The organism is Natronomonas aquatica (assembly GCF_024449025.1).
In the GTDB taxonomy this organism is placed as follows: Archaea; Halobacteriota; Halobacteria; order Halobacteriales; family Haloarculaceae; genus Natronomonas; species Natronomonas aquatica.
This window is the reverse complement of record NZ_JAHLKM010000001.1, coordinates 1-14,395: the sequence shown is the minus strand read 5'-3', so window position 1 is coordinate 14,395 and position 14,395 is coordinate 1. Positions and strand designations below refer to the sequence as shown.

Below are 14,395 nucleotides of genomic sequence, written 5' to 3'. Positions count from 1 at the left end.
CGTTTCGCCGCGATCGAGGGCGGCGACCGCCCCTTACAGTCGTCGCAGGGTCGCGACGACGCCGGCGACGGCCCCACACAGCAACGTGAAGTTGAGGCCGGCGCGGGCGATCGGCTGGTATCTGTCGGCGACCCAGACGTCGATGATCGCCCCGAGACTGCTGTAAAGCCCGCCTCCGGCGACCAGGATCACGACCCCGAGGACGAACAGCACACCCCACCGGAGTGAGGTGGCGAGCCGCTCGCTGTCGATCCCGAAGACGGTGTCGCGTCCGCCGTTTCGGTCGTCCTGATCTCGGGGGTCCGACGTTTCGGCCTCCGTCCCGTCCGACGCTTCCGTCCCCGGTTCGATCCCGTCGTTCGGCGCCTCCTCCTCGCGGTTCATCGCGACCACCGCCGGGCGGCGACCGCTCCGAAAAGCAACGCGACGACCGCGACCGGGGCGCCGAACCCGGGCTGGGATTCGGCTCCGCCGGCTGCGTCTTCCGTTTCGCCCCGCGGACGCCCGTCCCGGTCGGTCTCGAACTCGCCGGCCTCGAAGGCGACCGATTCGGTCCGTTCCTCGACGTCGACCGTCCGCCGCGGATCGAGGTTCGCGGCGGTCCGGGCCGAATCGAGGACGACCCCGTCACGCCACAGCGTCACGTCGAGGTAGTAGTTCGACTCGTTCGGGACCGTCACCGCCGTCTCGACGAACTCGGTCCGGCCGGCGGCGACCGATCCGACCGACGTTTCGGCCCGGTCGGCGACGACGTTGGCCGCCGCGTGCCGGGCCGTGACGGTGATCCGAAAGCCCGACTCGGCCTCGTCGCCGCCGTTGGTGAGATAGCTCGTCACCGCGAGCGTCACGTCGCCGTCGTCGGTCGAGTCGATGGTGTACTCGACGGCCGGCTGTCGGTCGAACCGATGGAAGCCGACGTTCGTCTCGGCGTACGGCGGCGTCAGCGCCTCGACGCCGCTCACGCTCGCGCTCGCGACGTCGACCCGCTCGCCGTCGACATAGAGGATCGTCCGGATCTCGTAGCCGCCCTCCCGGGGGACGGTAACGGGGACCGGAAACTCGTGTTCGCCGTCGCCCTCGAGGGTCCGGCGGTCCTCCCGTGCGGTATCCGAAACGACGCCGCTGTCGTCGATCGCCCGGACGACGACGCTGACGTTCTCGGCGGGGCCGCCCCGGTGGGCGACGAACGCCGTCACGTCGAAGGTGACTGTCTCGCCGGTTACCTCGCCGGTCTCGAGGGTCGTCTCGGCGACGTCGAGTCTCGCCGGCGGGTCGTCGGATCCGGGCTCGGCGACGAACCCGGGAACGACGAGCGCGGCGCCGACGGTCACGAGCAACGCGGCGGCGGCGACGGCTGTGAGGAGGGCTTCAGGGCGCATGCCGGTTGCTTGCCGGATTCGATTTAAATGTTTTGTGCCCGCCTGCCTCCGCCGATCGCCGTACGGAGCCCCGGTTGCAGGAACTATCAAGTCGATCCCCTGCGTATCGGTTCGTATGTCAGAACCGCTTCAGCCGGCGATCAAACGCGCCGAGTCGATCGAGTACGAACCCGTCGACGCCGCCGAGGGGCTCTCGAAGGGCGTCCTCGTCGGCCCCGGGGACGACGCCCCGAACTTCGCGATGCGTCGGTTCACAATCGATCCCGGCGCGAGCGTCCCGAAACACACGAACGCAATCGAACACGAACAGTACGTCCTCGAGGGCGAGTACGTCGTCGGGATCGACGACGAGGAGCGGACGGTCTCGGCGGGCGATTCGATCTTTATCCCGGCCGGGACCGTCCACTGGTACCGGAACGAAGGCGATACCCGGGGGGCGTTCATCTGTGCGGTGCCGAACGGCGACGACGAGATCGACGTCGTCGAGTAACGTCACACGGTCGCGGTCGGCCGCTTTATTGCCGACCACGACAATACATACTCGAGTCGGGGTTTCAACCCGCCCGTGCCGACTAACAATAGAACAATAAAGGGCGCGAACGAGGTCCGCGATATGCGTTCACTCGATAACCTGATGGTACGGCTCGTCCACGAACAGAGCGGCCGCGATCCCGCAACGCCGGCGGACGTCCGTGAGTCACCCGGCTTCGAAGGCGCAGGAGCGGCGTCGATATGAGCGACTCGACTGCCCCACCCGAATCGTTCGAGACCGTCGCCGTCGTCGGTGCCGGGCTGATGGGACACGGGATCGGCGTCGACTTCGCCGTTTCGGGCCTCGATGTCACCCTCTATGACGCCGACGAGGACGTCCTCGCCGACAGCGAAAGCCAGGTTCGATCCGCGCTCGAAACGCTGGAACGCAACGGCCGCATCGAGGACGTCGAGTCGGTGTCCGATCGTGTCTCGTGGAACGATTCGCTTCCGGCGGCGGTCGCGGGCGCCGACCTCGTGGTCGAGGCGGTGATCGAGGACGCAGAGATAAAACAGACCGTCTTCGAGTCGATCGACGAACACGCCCCGGCGGATGCCGTCCTTTCGACGAACACGTCCGGGCTGTCGATCACCGAAATTTCGGAGGCGGTCTCGGATCCCGGACGTGTCGTCGGCACACACTGGTTCAACCCGCCGTACATCGTCCCGCTCGTGGAGGTTGTCGAGGGCGAGCACACCTCCGACGCCGTGGTCGAGGCGACCTACGACTTCCTGGAGGCGACGGACAAAACCGCCGTTCGCGTCCGAAAGGACATCACGGGGTTCATCGGCAACCGGATCCAGCTCGCGATGGCGTACGAGGCGTTCTCCCTTCTCGAGCGCGGCGTCGCCAGCGCCGAGGAGATCGACAAGGCCGTGAAAGCGGGCTTCGGGTTCCGGCTCCCGGCGCTCGGTATCTTCGAGAAGGTCGATCAGTCGGGACTGGAGGTCCACCACGAGGTCGAGAAGTATCTGATGCCGGAGCTCGATCGCGGCACCGACCCCTCGCCGGTCCTCGAGGACCTCATCGAGGAGGGACGGACCGGTATCAGGAGCGGCCGGGGGATCTACGATTGGGACGATTCCGACCCCGAGGAGGTGTACGAGAAGCGGGACGAGACGCTTTTGTCGTATCTCGAAACCTTCGAAGCGGTCGATTCCGATCCGGAGTGATGTTTCCCGGTCGTTTCGGCCGGACCGATCAGTACATCACCTGTCCGGAACTCACGTTGAGGTCCTGTCCCGTGATGTGTTCCGCGCGACGCGAGCAGAGAAACAGGACCGTGTCGGCGATATCGGACTGCTGGACGAACGTCTCCATCGGGGAGGCTTCGACCATCTCCCGTCTGGCCTCCTCGTAGGGGATGTCGCGGCTCCGTGCCTGGTTTTCGATCACGGCCTCGATACGATCGCCCTCGACGCTCCCCGGACAGATCGCGTTGACTGTGACGTCGTGGGGTGCGAGTTCGAGTGCGAGTGTCCGTGTGAACCCGACCACGCCCATCTTTGCGGTCGCGTACGGGGTCCGGTGTTCTAGCGGACGCTTCCCGCTGATCGACGCGAGATTGATCACCCGTCCGGCGTCGCTCGCCTTGAGATGCGGGATCGCCGCCTTCGTCGCCGAGAACTGTCCGCCGAGGTTGACCTCGAGCGTCCGCATGAACTCGTCGTGGCTCACCTCCTCGCAGGGTTTCGTCGGCCCGGCGATACCGACGTTGTTGACGAGTATATCCAGCCCCCCGAACCGATCGACGGCGCGGTCGACCAGTGCCGCCATATCGTCCGGCTCCGAGGCATCACCTTGCACCGCGAGCACGTCGCCCGGCGTCTCGGCGAGTGCCGTCTCCGCCTCCGAAAGCGCGTCGGCGTCGATGTCGTTGACCGCGACGTCGACACCCGAGGCCGTCAGCTGACGGGCGATTTCGCGTCCGATTCCGGTTCCGGCTGCCGATATCGCCGCTCTCTCGCCGTCGATCGGTAACTCCGCCTGAGGCATGGGCCTCCTTCGAAATCCCTCAGCAAGAAGGTTGTGTCGTCCGGCCGGATCCCGTCGAGGTATCGCCACGTCTCGCGCGGGAGACAGACAGCCGCCGCTTTGGACGTTGCGTCAAAAAACTGGACGGTGTGACTACGGCGCTACTGCTGAATCGCCTTTTCGTACTGCTCTGCGACGTTGTCCCAGTCGACGACGTCGAAGAAGCCGTCGATGAACTCGCCGCGGTCGGGACCGTAGTCGTAGTAGTAGGAGTGCTCCCAGACGTCGAGCGCGAGGATGGGGTGGCTGCCCCACAGCGCGCCCTGGTCGTGTTTGTCGACGACGAGGTTGCGCAGCTGGTCGGCGACGGGATCGTAGACCAAAAGCGCCCAGCCACTCGCGTCGCCCGCAGCGGCCTCGAACTCGCCCTTCCAGCCCGCGTAGGAGCCGAAGTCCTCCTCGATGCGGTCGGCGAGGTCGCCGGAGGGTTCGCCGCCGCCGTTGGGATCCATGTTCTCCCAGAACAGCGTGTGGAGATAGTGTCCGCTGCCGTTGTGGGTGACGTTCCGGATCGCGGCGGCGGAGCCGCCGAACTCGCCGGCTTCGCGGTTCCCCGCGAGCGTCTCCTCGGCCGACTCTATACCGTTTACGTAGCCCTGATGGTGGGTGTCGTGATGCCACGTCACGACCTGTTCGGAAATCGACGGCTCGAGGGCGTCGTAGTCGTACGGGAGCGGCGGCAACTCGGGGTTGGAATGTTCGGGCATTTATATCGTCCTCCAATTGTATTACACTCTCGCAAACGTGTTAAAACTTCATGGAGATGTGATACCACACCACTCCTCCGGAGGGGGTCAGACCCGGTCGGCGAGCGAGCCGAAGTTTTCGAATACCCGCCCTGCGGACACGTCGTCGAACGTGTATCTCCCGTCGTCCCAGCCGAAGGATTCCACGAGCCGTGGTCGATGCTCGGCCGTGATCTCCGGGTGGAACTGGACCGTCCACAGCGGCGCCGATCGGTGCCGGGTCCCGAACACCGACGCGTGATCGGCGGCGGCGATCCGCTCCATCCCGTCACCGGTCGTGGTGACGATGTCGCCGTGGATTGCCGGGACGACCCGTGAAACGCCGTCGAAAAGCGGTACATCCTCGAGGTCGGCCGTAACGAATCCGGCAGTGAGTCCGACGTGTTCGACGGAGCCACCGAGCGCGGCGTTCGCGAGCTGGTGGCCGAAACAGACGCCGAGCGTCGGTACGCTCCGATCGACCAGCTCACGAACGAGCGTCTCCTGCTCGGGGATCCACGCGTATTCGTCGCGCTCGTACACCCCGGCCGTGCTCCCGCTGAGGACGACGGCGTCGGCGTCGTCCGGATCGAACCGCTCGCCGGCCGGGAAATCGATTCCGACGGCGCCGGGAAAACACTCCGCGAGCGCATCGCAGTGGTACTCTCGATCCGGATCCGGCTCGCTCCGGACCACGTACGTTTCGTGCGTCACGGGTCCGTCTACGTGACCCGGAACAAAAACTCCCTGGCCGGCGGCTGTCGTCCCGAAAGCGACCCATCGGAGAGAGATATCGGCGGACTAGCCGTCCAACGCCGTCCATTCGGCGGGCGGATCGGTGTCCAGAATCCCCCACTCGTGGCCCGGAAGGATCCTTTCGCCGCGGTCGAGCACCGCCTGCGCGCTCTTCCACCAGTCGAAGTCGTTGACGCTGAGCCCCCGTATGAGCGGTGCGGACTCGGTTCCCTCCATGTTCTCGAACGTCGGGATCGCGTCGGCAGCGACGACCGTCGTTTCGTCCCCGGTGTCGACCGCGACGGACTGGTGGCCGACCGTGTGGCCGGGCGTCGGAAACGCGGTCACGCCGGGGTACAGCTCCGTCTCGCCTTCGATCGGCGTCAGGTCGGCCTCCAGCCACGGCGGCGTCCGGCCGAGGGATTTCGCCTCGTAGCCGCCAGCGTGCATCGGGTACGGGGCGATCGCGTACTCGAGTTCCTCACGCTGTACGTAGATCGTCGCGTCCTCGAACAGCTCGAGGTTGTAACAGTGGTCCCAGTGGAGATGCGAGAGCACCACCGTCTCGATATCCGCCGGCTCGTACCCGTATACGTTCAGCCGTTCGGTGAGCCTGTGGCTGTCCGGCCGGGAACAATCGAAGGCCGGGTGTAACCGATCCATCAGTTCGACGTCGCCGAAGCCCGTATCGACGAGTATCGGCCCCGGTCCGGGGTCGCCCTCGATGAGATAGCAGATAGAGGGGACCGGGACGGTGACGCCGGAGTCTACCTGGGTCGTCAGAATGCTTTTGTCCAACCGCAGCGTTCCACAGTGCAACGGCGTGACGGTGTATGTCATGTCCCGGACGTCGGCCGCGGATCGTATCAATTCTTGGGCGTTACCCGTTTCGACCCGTGCTCGTCGCCGGTCCGGGGCGTCAGCGACCGATATCGCCCGTCGCCGAGCTCTATGGCACGCTCTAACGCTGGAATTATATTACAGACGCTCCCTGTACTGGGCATGCGTGTCAGTACGCTCGGATCGGGTGATCCACGCGTCGCCGTCGTCGGCGCGGCCCACGGAGACGAGCCGTGCGGGGCCCGCGCGATCGACCGGTTCATCTCCGAGGACCACGACGTCCAGCGCTCGGTGAAGCTGATCGTCCTGAACGAACCCGCGCTCGCGGAGAACGTTCGATACATCGACGTCGACGTGAATCGCGTCCTCCCCGGCGATCCGAACAGCGACCTGTACGAGGAGCGGCTCGCGTACGACTTCGTCAACGAGATCGCCGGCTGTGTCGGCATCGGCATCCATTCGACGTTCTCCTCGGCCCTGCCGTTCGGGACGATCGCCAACCCGAACGCCAGAAAGCGCGACCTGTTCGCGTCGCTCGGCCGTGTCGACCACATGGTCGATTTCACCGCCGTCAGCAGCGGGAGCCGGGGCGTCGATCTCCCCTGGTATGTCGACTTCGAGGCCGGCTTACAGCAGTCGGACGCAGCGACGGAGAACGCCTACGAGTGTATCGTCGACTTCCTCACGTTCGCCGGCGTCCTCGAGGGGGACATCGAACGGACGGACACGAGAGAATACACTGTCTTCGATACGTTCTGGAAGGAAGACGGCGACGAGTACCACTTCCGTGCCGAGAACTTCGAACTCGTCGAGGAAGGCGAGGTCTACGCCACGCGGAACGGAACGGACATCGTCGCCGACCGGCCGTTCTATCCTGTGCTCTTTTCGGACGACGGCCACGAGGAGATCTTCGGGTACAAAACGACGATCCGAGAATAGTACGGGTCGCGCCCCCGCTTCGATCCGAGCCGTTACTCGTCCTTCCAGGCCGGGTGTCCCCGCGACGGACTGAATATGTCGATGTTTCGCACCGGAACGTCGCCCTCGTTTTCGACTTCGTGATAGGTTTCGCCGGGCAGGTCGTACGACTGGTGTGGCCCGAGCGTGAACTCCTCTTTTTCCTCGCCGATCCGGAACGTGGGCGTTCCCTGCAGTATGTATCCGGCCTGTTCGTGTGGGTGTTTGTGCATCGGCGCTTTGGCTCCCGGCTCGAACAGGACGTACTGAACGCTCATGTTCTCGCCCGAGGCGAGCTGTTGGAGGTACAAGCCGTCTTCGGCTTCCACGAGCTGGTCTGATTTCAGGTCAACCTGATCCATAGGGCCTACTGTCATCGTGGTCGAAGATAAAACTATCCCACGTCCCCGGTACGCGCCGTGGACGCGTGGTCGGGTAGGGGAGCCGCCGATCCGTGGCTCGGTAGTGAATCAGAACTGCGGGCCGTAGGTTTCGATGTCCCACTCGGAGACCGTGCTCTTTGAGTTGTTCCACTCGGTCCGTTTCTCGGCGACGTACCCTTCGACCAGCGTCTCCCCGAGCTTTTCAACCAGCACTTCGTCGCTTTCCAGTTCCTCGAGCGCTTCCCCGAGCGTTTCCGGCAGCCGCTCGATGTCACGCCGGTCGCGCTCCTGCTGGGTGAGCGCGCCCGGATCGCCGTCGACCGGTTCCCCGGGTTCGATCTCTCGGTCGATGCCGTCCTTGCCCGCCGCCAGAATGCCGAGCAGCGACAGGTACGGGTTGGCCGTGTTGTCCGCGGCCTTGAGCTCGATCCGGGCCGTCGACTCGGGGTCCTCCCACTGGGTGGACGGCACGCGAACGAACCCCTCGCGGTTGTCATACCCCCAGGCGGTGAACGCTCCCGACCACGAATGGGGTTGGAGGCGTTTATACGAGATCACCGACGGCGCGGTGAGCGCCACCAGCCCCTTGGCGTGCTCAAGCAAGCCGCCGATGAAGTGTCGACAGGTGTCCGTGATGTCGTACGAGCCGCCGCCCTCGCTGTCGTAGAAGGCGTTCCGGTCGCCGTCCCACAGCGAGACGTTCATATGACAGCCCGACCCGAAGTCGTTCTGGAACGGTTTCGGGAGGAAACTCGCCTTCACGCCGTGTTCGGCCGCGATCGCCTTCGCCGTCTGTCTGTACAGGACGTGGTTGTCGGGTGCCTGCAATCCTGTCCCGGGATCGATCACCAACTCCTGTTGGCCGAAGCCGCCTTCCGAGTAGTACACGTCCAGATTCATGCCCTGCGCTTTCAGCGCCCTGATCGTATCGAGGATGATCTCGTGGGCGCTCTGCATCCCATCGGCGGTGTAACACTGTGTGGTATCGAACGGCTCGTATCCGTCCTCGGTCTCCTCTACGAGGAAGTACTCGCTCTCGTACGCCGTCATCGGCGTATACTCGAGGTCGTCGATGAAGTCTCCGAGGACCGTACGCGGGTCGGCGTCCCACCGCTTGCCGTCGACCGTCAGCTTATCACAGAGCATGACCGCGGTGCTTTCGGCGTACGGAAGCTTCTGGAACGTGTCGGGGTCCGGTATCAGGCGGATTTCCCCCGACGCGCCGAACCGACCGCCCTCGGTGGGCGTGTTGAAGGGTGTAAACCCCTGTACGACTTTGGCCATGTTCGTCCCCCCTTCCAGCACGTCTTCGATGTCGTCGGCGTCCTTCGTCCGGCCGCGGACCATGCCCGCGTAACCGGAGTGTAACAATCGGACGAGTTCGATGTCCTCTGCCTTACACGCCTCTATTACATCGGACTGTGTTGACATGCTGCACGGTTCGCGTAGCTATTTATTCAAATTTTTGGAAGAGATAAAAAACACCGATTACAGGAAAAGGGGCCTCATACCCCGAGGCGGCTGTTCGCATCCGTTCCCGGCCACCGTTCGAACTGTCCGGGCGAGGACTCTATGCCGTGACGAGACCCGTCCATACTGTCGATCATGCGTTCGAATGCGAGCGGTAGTATCAGCTATCCTCGCCTCTGGCCCGCTCGAACATCGAAAGCGCCGCCTCCCGTCGCTCGCTGTGGTCGACGATCGGGGCGGGGTAGTCAGGGGCGGCGTTTTCCCGCTGTGTCGGCGTCAGTTCGTGCCACGAGTGGATCACCTCGGGATCGACACCACTGAGTTCGGAGACGTACGTTTTTATATACTCGCCGTCGGGATCGTAGCGTTCGCCCTGCGTCATCGGGTTGAAGATCCGGAAGTACGGCTGGGCGTCGGTGCCGGTCGAGGCGGCCCACTGCCAGCCGCCGTTGTCGTTGGCCGTGTCGTGATCGACGAGCCGCTCCCGGAAGTGCTCGTAACCCGCTCGCCAGTCGATCAGCAGGTCCTTCGTCAGAAACGAGGCGACGATCATCCGCACCCGGTTGTGCATGAACGCCTCGGTCCGGAGCTGGCGCATGCCCGCATCGACGATCGGGTAGCCGGTCTCGCCGCGTTTCCAGGCCGCGAGCAGTTCCGGGTCGTCCTCCCACTCGATCCCGTTTTCGTACGTCTTGTAGTTCTCCGTCACGACCTCGGGGTTGAAATACAGGACGTGGGTGTAAAACTCCCGCCAGGCGAGCTGTGACCGGAACTCGACGACCGACTCGCGCTTTTCGCCCTCGACGGCATCGCGGGTCTCTCTCACCCGTCTATCGAGTTCACGGATCCCGATCGTCCCGAACTTCAGGTGCGGCGAGAGCCCCGAGGTACACCCCTCGGCGGGGTAATCGCGCGCCTCGTCGTACCGGAAGACGTCCTCCTCGAGGAACGCCTCGAGGCGTTCCCTCGCGGCGTCGGTTCCGGCGGGCGGCACGCTCGCGTCGGGCGGGTCGAAGCCGAGATCCCCGACGGTCGGGATCGGCGTTTCCCCGTCGGCCTCGCTCCCGATGTCGGCGAGCTCCGGAACCGGATCGGGCTCGTCCTTCGGTCGGTCGCGCCACTTCTTCCAGAAGTACGTGTACACAGAGTACGGATCGCCGGCGTTCGTCGTGATCGAGCCCGGTTCGTGACAGATCGCGTCGTGGAACTTCTGGGGAGTCACACCCTCGTCTCGCAGTGCGTTGGCCACCCGATCGTCGCGTTCGTTCGCGAGCCCGGAGTAATCGCGGTTCCAGGAGACGAACTCGGCGTCGTATCTGTCGGCCATCTCCGGGAGGACACTCGCGGGATCGCCGTATCGGACGAGCAGTTCCGATCCCCGCTTGCGGTAGGCTGCCCGAAGCCGCTCGAGCGCCTCTAGCATGAACACAACCCGCGGCGGGCCCGCGTGATCCAACACCCTGTCGTCGAAGACGAAGAGACCGGCTGGCGAGTCCGGGGCCTCCGCCAGCCCCCGATTGTCCGCGAGCCGCAGGTCCCGCCGGTGCCAGTGGAGTCGCATTACGAACGCCCAGGAGTGGCGACGGCCTAAAGCTACGGATCGAAGAACCCGAAAAAGAACGAAACCGCGAGCGTGGTTATTTGTGTGCGTCCAGCAGGTCGTAGCTCCGCTCCCACTCGTAGTCGTCGTCGTGGTACCGCTCGGCGAGCGGGTCTTCCGGCATGTCGCCGTGGGCCCGTTTCTCCTGGCCGTAGGTACGGCGTCCTTCCTCGCGGTAGAACCGCCCGGTCAGAACTTCACCCTCGTACAGCGCCGACTCGGTATCGTACATCATCTCGGCGGCTTCCTTCCGGTCGGTAACGTCGAAGTCGTACTCGTCGTTCTGCTGGATGTCGATGTACGGGACGTACTGTTTGGCGTCCTTGTTCCAAGTCGGACACTGCGTGAGGAAGTCGACGTGGGCGAACCCGTCGTGTTCGATCGCTTCCTTGACGATCTCTTGGGCTTGGTTCGGATTGACCGCGGCTGTCCGGGCGACGTAGGAGGCCCCGGAGGTAAGCGCCAGCGAAAGCGGCCGGATCGGGTCCTTCGCCGAGCCGTGCGGTTGGGTCTTCGATTTGTGACCCTTCGGGCTCGTCGGCGACGTCTGGCCCTTCGTCAGTCCGAAGATCTCGTTGTTGAACACGATGTAGGCCATATCGTGGTTCTCGCGGGCGGTATGCATGAAGTGGTTGCCGCCGATCCCATAGCCGTCGCCGTCGCCGCCGGCGGCGACGACTTCGAGGTCGGGATTTGCGAGTTTGGCTGCTCGTGCGACGGGGAGTGCCCGCCCGTGCAGCGTGTGGATCCCGTAGCTGTCGAAGTAGCTATTGAGTTTGCCCGAACAGCCGATTCCGGTCGCGACGAGTACTTCCTCGGGATTCTTGCCGAGATCAGTCATCGCGCCCTTCAACGCCTTCAGCACGCTGAAGTCACCGCACCCGGGGCACCACGTCGCCTGGGGCTCGATGCCGGGCGTGAAGTCCTCTCGCTCTACCTCTCGTTTCTCACCGATCGCGTTGAATGCACTCATGATTAATCACCTGCTGCGGGGACGAACTGCGTCGTCGGCGCGGGTTCGTCCTCTCCGATTATACTCTCGAACCCGTCGACGATCTCGCTGGGTTCGAAGGGGTTGCCGTTGTACTTGAGGAGGCTGTGCATCTTGGGACCGAAGCGGCCCAGTTCCTTCTGGATGAGACCGCGGAACTGCGCGGAGCCGGTCATCTCGACGACCAGCGCCTCGTTGACCGACGAGAGGAACTCGCTGATCTCCGCTTCGGCCAGCGGCATCATCCCGGAAACGCCGAGCGACTTGACGCTGTGGCCCTCGTCGGTCAGCCGGTCGACGGCCTCCTCGACCGTGCCCTGCTGGCTGCCGAACGTGATGATCCCGTAGTCGGCTTCCTCGGGGCCATGGTACGTCTGGTGGCTCGACTCCTTGGCGTCGAGTTCCTCGCGGATCGACTCGAGCTTTCGCATCCGCCGCTGCATCTGTGCGGCGCGGTTCGCGGGATCCTCGCTGATGTGGCCCTGCTCGTTGTGCTCGTTCCCGGAGGCGAGATGTCGGCCGCCCTTCTGGCCGGGGAGCGACCGCGGTGAGACGCCCCGGTCGTTGTCGGGATCGCGCTGGTAGCGACTGAACTTCCCGGAGGCGTGGTGGGCCGCTTCGGCGATCTCTTCTTCGGTGAGCGTTGCCCCCAGATCCGGGTCCGGCTGGCGATCGAAGAAGGACTCGTCGACGTTTCGCAACTCACCGGAGAGTTTCTGATCGTAGAGGACGATGGCCGGTAGCTGGTATTCGTAGGCCATCTCGAAGGCCGATCGGGTCTGCTCGTAGGCTTCCCGAACGTTTCCGGGGGCGAACACGACCCGATTCGAGTCGCCCTGGCTCGTATAGAGGACGTGTTCGAGGTCGCTCTGTTCGGGTTTGGTCGGCATTCCGGTCGAGGGCCCTGCCCGGGTCGCCTCGATCAGAACCACCGGCGTTTCGGTCATCTCCGCCAGTCCCAGCGGTTCGCTCATCAGCGAGAAGCCGCCGCCACTGCTGCCGGACATCGCCTTGACGCCGGCGTGTGAAGCGCCGATCGCGAGCGCCGCGGCGGCGATCTCGTCTTCGACCTGTTCGGCGATCCCGCCGACTTCCGGGAGATGCTGGTTCATCAGGGTGAACACCTCCGTCCACGGCGTCATCGGGTAACCGGCGATGAACCGACAACCGGCATCGAGGGAGCCGTAGGCGATCGCGTTGCTGCCCGAGAGTAGCACCTGCTCTTCGTCGTGCTCGCCGGTCGGCATCCGGAGATCGTGTGTGAACTCCATCTCCTGGACGTCCTCGTAGGCATCCTTCAGGATCTCGAGGTTCGTCTCCAGGACCTCGCCGGACATCGCGTCGGCCATCAGGTCCTCGATGTGTCCGAGGTCGTACTCCAACAGCGCGGCCGTCGCGCCGACCCCCGCAGTGTTGCGCATGACCTCCCGGCCTTTCTCTCTCGCTCGGGCACGCAGGTCGATCGGGTATACGTGCCAGTCGTTCTCCTCAACCCGCTCCTCGAAGTCCGGGATCTCGTCGATGTCGATCAGCCCCTCGTCGTAGACGATAACGCCGCCCTCCCGGAGTTCGTCGAGGTTCTCGGCCAGCGGCTTGGTCTCCTCGTCGCCGTAGTAGGCGTCCTCCTGTGGGTTCCGGGCGAAGGAGTCACCCAGCGCCAGAAGGAAATTGTACCCGTCGCCGCGTGACCGGACCGGCTCCGGGCCCGCTCTGATCTCGACGTAGGTGTGGCCACCGCGGATACGCGACGGGTAATGCCGGTGTGTGAACACGTGCAATCCCGACCGCATCAACGCTTTCGCGAAGTTCTGGCTCGTCGAGTCGATCCCGTCGCCGGAACCGCCTGCGATTCGCCAGACGATGTTTTCAGTCATTGGTATCACTGCGCCCGGTGGGGCGTTATCGCATCATTCGGATGCGCATAATAAAAGCGTTTGCTACTCTTTAGCATACATTAATTATGATATTACTGTTTTATCGACCTCCCTCAGACGGGCTGGAACCGGCCGCCGGCCGGTTTCGGCTCCCGACCGTGACCTGTATAACGCCCGGCGGCGATGGCTATCGTATGAGCGAGACTCTCGACGACGATCTGTACGCACGGACGAAGGCCCTCCTCGACCCCGGCGAGATCCAACTCAACGGCGTCATCGTTGACACCGACCTCGCGAGCGACGAGGAGCCGACGCTCCATCAGGCGACGATCGACGTCGGCGACGTCATCGCCGAGGCGGCCGGCTTCGAGCCGACCGAAACCTACGTCTACTCCGGGACCGACGACGAGGAGTTCGGGGTCAACCAACACCAGGGGCTCACGCTCGACGACGACGCCTTCGTCTGGGAGTGTCAGCAACTAATGCGGGAGGGCACCTACGACGTCGTCTTCTATTATGAGGCCGACGCCGACCAGGAGGCGATCGTCGAGGGGATCGAAGAACTCGGCTTCGGGGCGACCAGCGTCTACGGGGAGTAGCCTACACGTCCCGATCGACGACGAAATCGGCGAACCCGGCGAGCTTCTCGGCCGGTTCGGGCGCCAGCTCCAGCCCCTCGAGGTGAGCCTTCGAGGACACGGCGAGATCGACCGCGGCCTCGCGGGCGTACTCGATGCTGCCGGTCGCGCTGAGGATCCCGATCGCCTCCTCGATCTCCTCGCCGGTGTTCTCTTCGGCCCACCTAAATCAGCGAGGGAGTCCCGCCGTTCACGGCGGGCGGGAATCGCGTAAGCTCCGAAGGGCAAACAACACTC

General features: G+C 64.4%; 16 protein-coding genes. 5 read left to right on the top strand and 11 right to left on the bottom strand.

All coding sequences use genetic code 11. The features are described from left to right. Window positions 1-33: 33 nt before the first annotated feature. A complete protein-coding gene (locus KM295_RS00080; RefSeq protein WP_256027704.1) occupies window positions 34-384 on the bottom strand; it encodes a DUF8060 family membrane protein in 351 nt (116 codons plus the stop codon). Then, a complete protein-coding gene (locus tag KM295_RS00075) occupies window positions 381-1,379 on the bottom strand; it encodes a DUF7490 domain-containing protein (protein ID WP_256027703.1) in 999 nt (332 codons plus the stop codon). Before KM295_RS00075 ends, KM295_RS00080 begins: the two co-directional genes overlap by 4 nt. 115 nt (window positions 1,380-1,494) lie before the next feature. Between KM295_RS00075 and KM295_RS00070 the strand changes: the two genes are divergently transcribed. The 3 genes from KM295_RS00070 to KM295_RS00060 all read left to right on the top strand — a co-directional run bounded on the left by KM295_RS00070 (window position 1,495) and on the right by KM295_RS00060 (window position 3,083). Next, complete coding sequence (locus KM295_RS00070) at window positions 1,495-1,869, top strand: cupin domain-containing protein (RefSeq protein WP_256027702.1); 375 nt, start codon at window positions 1,495-1,497, stop codon at window positions 1,867-1,869. Between the two features lie 123 nt (window positions 1,870-1,992). Then, window positions 1,993-2,115: a hypothetical protein gene (locus KM295_RS00065; RefSeq protein WP_256027699.1), complete on the top strand. Its 123-nt coding sequence runs from the start codon at window positions 1,993-1,995 to the stop codon at window positions 2,113-2,115. After that, a complete protein-coding gene (locus tag KM295_RS00060; protein WP_256027697.1) occupies window positions 2,112-3,083 on the top strand; it encodes a 3-hydroxyacyl-CoA dehydrogenase family protein in 972 nt (323 codons plus the stop codon). Before KM295_RS00065 ends, KM295_RS00060 begins: the two co-directional genes overlap by 4 nt. Before the next feature lie 28 nt (window positions 3,084-3,111). Here the strand turns inward: KM295_RS00060 and KM295_RS00055 are convergent, their stop codons facing one another. The 4 genes from KM295_RS00055 to KM295_RS00040 all read right to left on the bottom strand — a co-directional run bounded on the left by KM295_RS00055 (window position 3,112) and on the right by KM295_RS00040 (window position 6,245). Further along, on the bottom strand, window positions 3,112-3,906 hold the full coding sequence (locus tag KM295_RS00055; protein WP_256027695.1) for an SDR family NAD(P)-dependent oxidoreductase: 795 nt from the start codon (window positions 3,904-3,906) through the stop codon (window positions 3,112-3,114). A 140-nt stretch (window positions 3,907-4,046) separates the two neighbouring features. Then, complete coding sequence (gene sod / locus KM295_RS00050) at window positions 4,047-4,652, bottom strand: superoxide dismutase (RefSeq protein WP_256027694.1); 606 nt, start codon at window positions 4,650-4,652, stop codon at window positions 4,047-4,049. 87 nt (window positions 4,653-4,739) lie between these two features. Next, window positions 4,740-5,384, bottom strand: coding sequence for a glutamine amidotransferase-related protein (locus tag KM295_RS00045; protein WP_256027693.1), 645 nt, complete (start codon window positions 5,382-5,384; stop codon window positions 4,740-4,742). Window positions 5,385-5,471: 87 nt separating this feature from the next. Beyond that, window positions 5,472-6,245: an N-acyl homoserine lactonase family protein gene (locus KM295_RS00040; protein WP_256027691.1), complete on the bottom strand. Its 774-nt coding sequence runs from the start codon at window positions 6,243-6,245 to the stop codon at window positions 5,472-5,474. Window positions 6,246-6,407: 162 nt separating this feature from the next. Here KM295_RS00040 and KM295_RS00035 point away from each other — a divergent pair, with 162 nt between their 5' ends. Beyond that, complete coding sequence (locus KM295_RS00035; protein WP_256027689.1) at window positions 6,408-7,184, top strand: M14 family metallopeptidase; 777 nt, start codon at window positions 6,408-6,410, stop codon at window positions 7,182-7,184. A 32-nt stretch (window positions 7,185-7,216) separates the two neighbouring features. Here KM295_RS00035 and KM295_RS00030 read toward each other — a convergent pair whose 3' ends face one another. From KM295_RS00030 to KM295_RS00010, 5 genes are all read right to left on the bottom strand, one after another. Further along, the gene (locus KM295_RS00030; protein WP_256027687.1) at window positions 7,217-7,564 is read right to left on the bottom strand and encodes a cupin domain-containing protein; all 348 of its coding nucleotides are present in this window, start codon (window positions 7,562-7,564) and stop codon (window positions 7,217-7,219) included. Window positions 7,565-7,672: 108 nt separating this feature from the next. Beyond that, window positions 7,673-9,016 (bottom strand): gamma-glutamylputrescine synthetase, encoded by a 1,344-nt coding sequence (gene glnA2, locus KM295_RS00025; protein WP_256027685.1) that lies wholly within the window; start codon window positions 9,014-9,016, stop codon window positions 7,673-7,675. A gap of 199 nt (window positions 9,017-9,215) precedes the next feature. Then, entirely contained in the window at window positions 9,216-10,616 is a 1,401-nt protein-coding gene (locus tag KM295_RS00020; RefSeq protein ID WP_256027684.1) for a cryptochrome/photolyase family protein, read from the bottom strand. 76 nt (window positions 10,617-10,692) lie between these two features. Continuing rightward, the gene (locus tag KM295_RS00015) at window positions 10,693-11,628 is read right to left on the bottom strand and encodes a thiamine pyrophosphate-dependent enzyme (RefSeq protein ID WP_256027683.1); all 936 of its coding nucleotides are present in this window, start codon (window positions 11,626-11,628) and stop codon (window positions 10,693-10,695) included. 2 nt (window positions 11,629-11,630) lie between these two features. Further along, window positions 11,631-13,520: a 2-oxoacid:acceptor oxidoreductase subunit alpha gene (locus KM295_RS00010; protein WP_256027682.1), complete on the bottom strand. Its 1,890-nt coding sequence runs from the start codon at window positions 13,518-13,520 to the stop codon at window positions 11,631-11,633. Between the two features lie 194 nt (window positions 13,521-13,714). Here KM295_RS00010 and KM295_RS00005 point away from each other — a divergent pair, with 194 nt between their 5' ends. Continuing rightward, window positions 13,715-14,119, top strand: a complete 405-nt coding sequence (locus tag KM295_RS00005; RefSeq protein ID WP_256027680.1) for a DUF5778 family protein — start codon at window positions 13,715-13,717, stop codon at window positions 14,117-14,119. Window positions 14,120-14,395 lie beyond the last annotated feature (276 nt).

Bases quoted from the DNA above. Each gene is read 5' to 3' on its own strand.
- KM295_RS00080 (WP_256027704.1), bottom strand. From the start codon at position 384: ATGAACCGCGAGGAGGAGGCGCCGAACGACGGGATCGAACCGGGGACG.
- KM295_RS00075 (WP_256027703.1), bottom strand. From the start codon at position 1,379: ATGCGCCCTGAAGCCCTCCTCACAGCCGTCGCCGCCGCCGCGTTGCTC.
- KM295_RS00070 (WP_256027702.1), top strand. From the start codon at position 1,495: ATGTCAGAACCGCTTCAGCCGGCGATCAAACGCGCCGAGTCGATCGAG.
- KM295_RS00065 (WP_256027699.1), top strand. From the start codon at position 1,993: ATGCGTTCACTCGATAACCTGATGGTACGGCTCGTCCACGAACAGAGC.
- KM295_RS00060 (WP_256027697.1), top strand. From the start codon at position 2,112: ATGAGCGACTCGACTGCCCCACCCGAATCGTTCGAGACCGTCGCCGTC.
- KM295_RS00055 (WP_256027695.1), bottom strand. From the start codon at position 3,906: ATGCCTCAGGCGGAGTTACCGATCGACGGCGAGAGAGCGGCGATATCG.
- sod (WP_256027694.1), bottom strand. From the start codon at position 4,652: ATGCCCGAACATTCCAACCCCGAGTTGCCGCCGCTCCCGTACGACTAC.
- KM295_RS00040 (WP_256027691.1), bottom strand. From the start codon at position 6,245: ATGACATACACCGTCACGCCGTTGCACTGTGGAACGCTGCGGTTGGAC.
- KM295_RS00035 (WP_256027689.1), top strand. From the start codon at position 6,408: ATGCGTGTCAGTACGCTCGGATCGGGTGATCCACGCGTCGCCGTCGTC.
- KM295_RS00030 (WP_256027687.1), bottom strand. From the start codon at position 7,564: ATGGATCAGGTTGACCTGAAATCAGACCAGCTCGTGGAAGCCGAAGAC.
- glnA2 (WP_256027685.1), bottom strand. From the start codon at position 9,016: ATGTCAACACAGTCCGATGTAATAGAGGCGTGTAAGGCAGAGGACATC.
- KM295_RS00020 (WP_256027684.1), bottom strand. From the start codon at position 10,616: ATGCGACTCCACTGGCACCGGCGGGACCTGCGGCTCGCGGACAATCGG.
- KM295_RS00015 (WP_256027683.1), bottom strand. From the start codon at position 11,628: ATGAGTGCATTCAACGCGATCGGTGAGAAACGAGAGGTAGAGCGAGAG.
- KM295_RS00010 (WP_256027682.1), bottom strand. From the start codon at position 13,520: ATGACTGAAAACATCGTCTGGCGAATCGCAGGCGGTTCCGGCGACGGG.
- KM295_RS00005 (WP_256027680.1), top strand. From the start codon at position 13,715: ATGAGCGAGACTCTCGACGACGATCTGTACGCACGGACGAAGGCCCTC.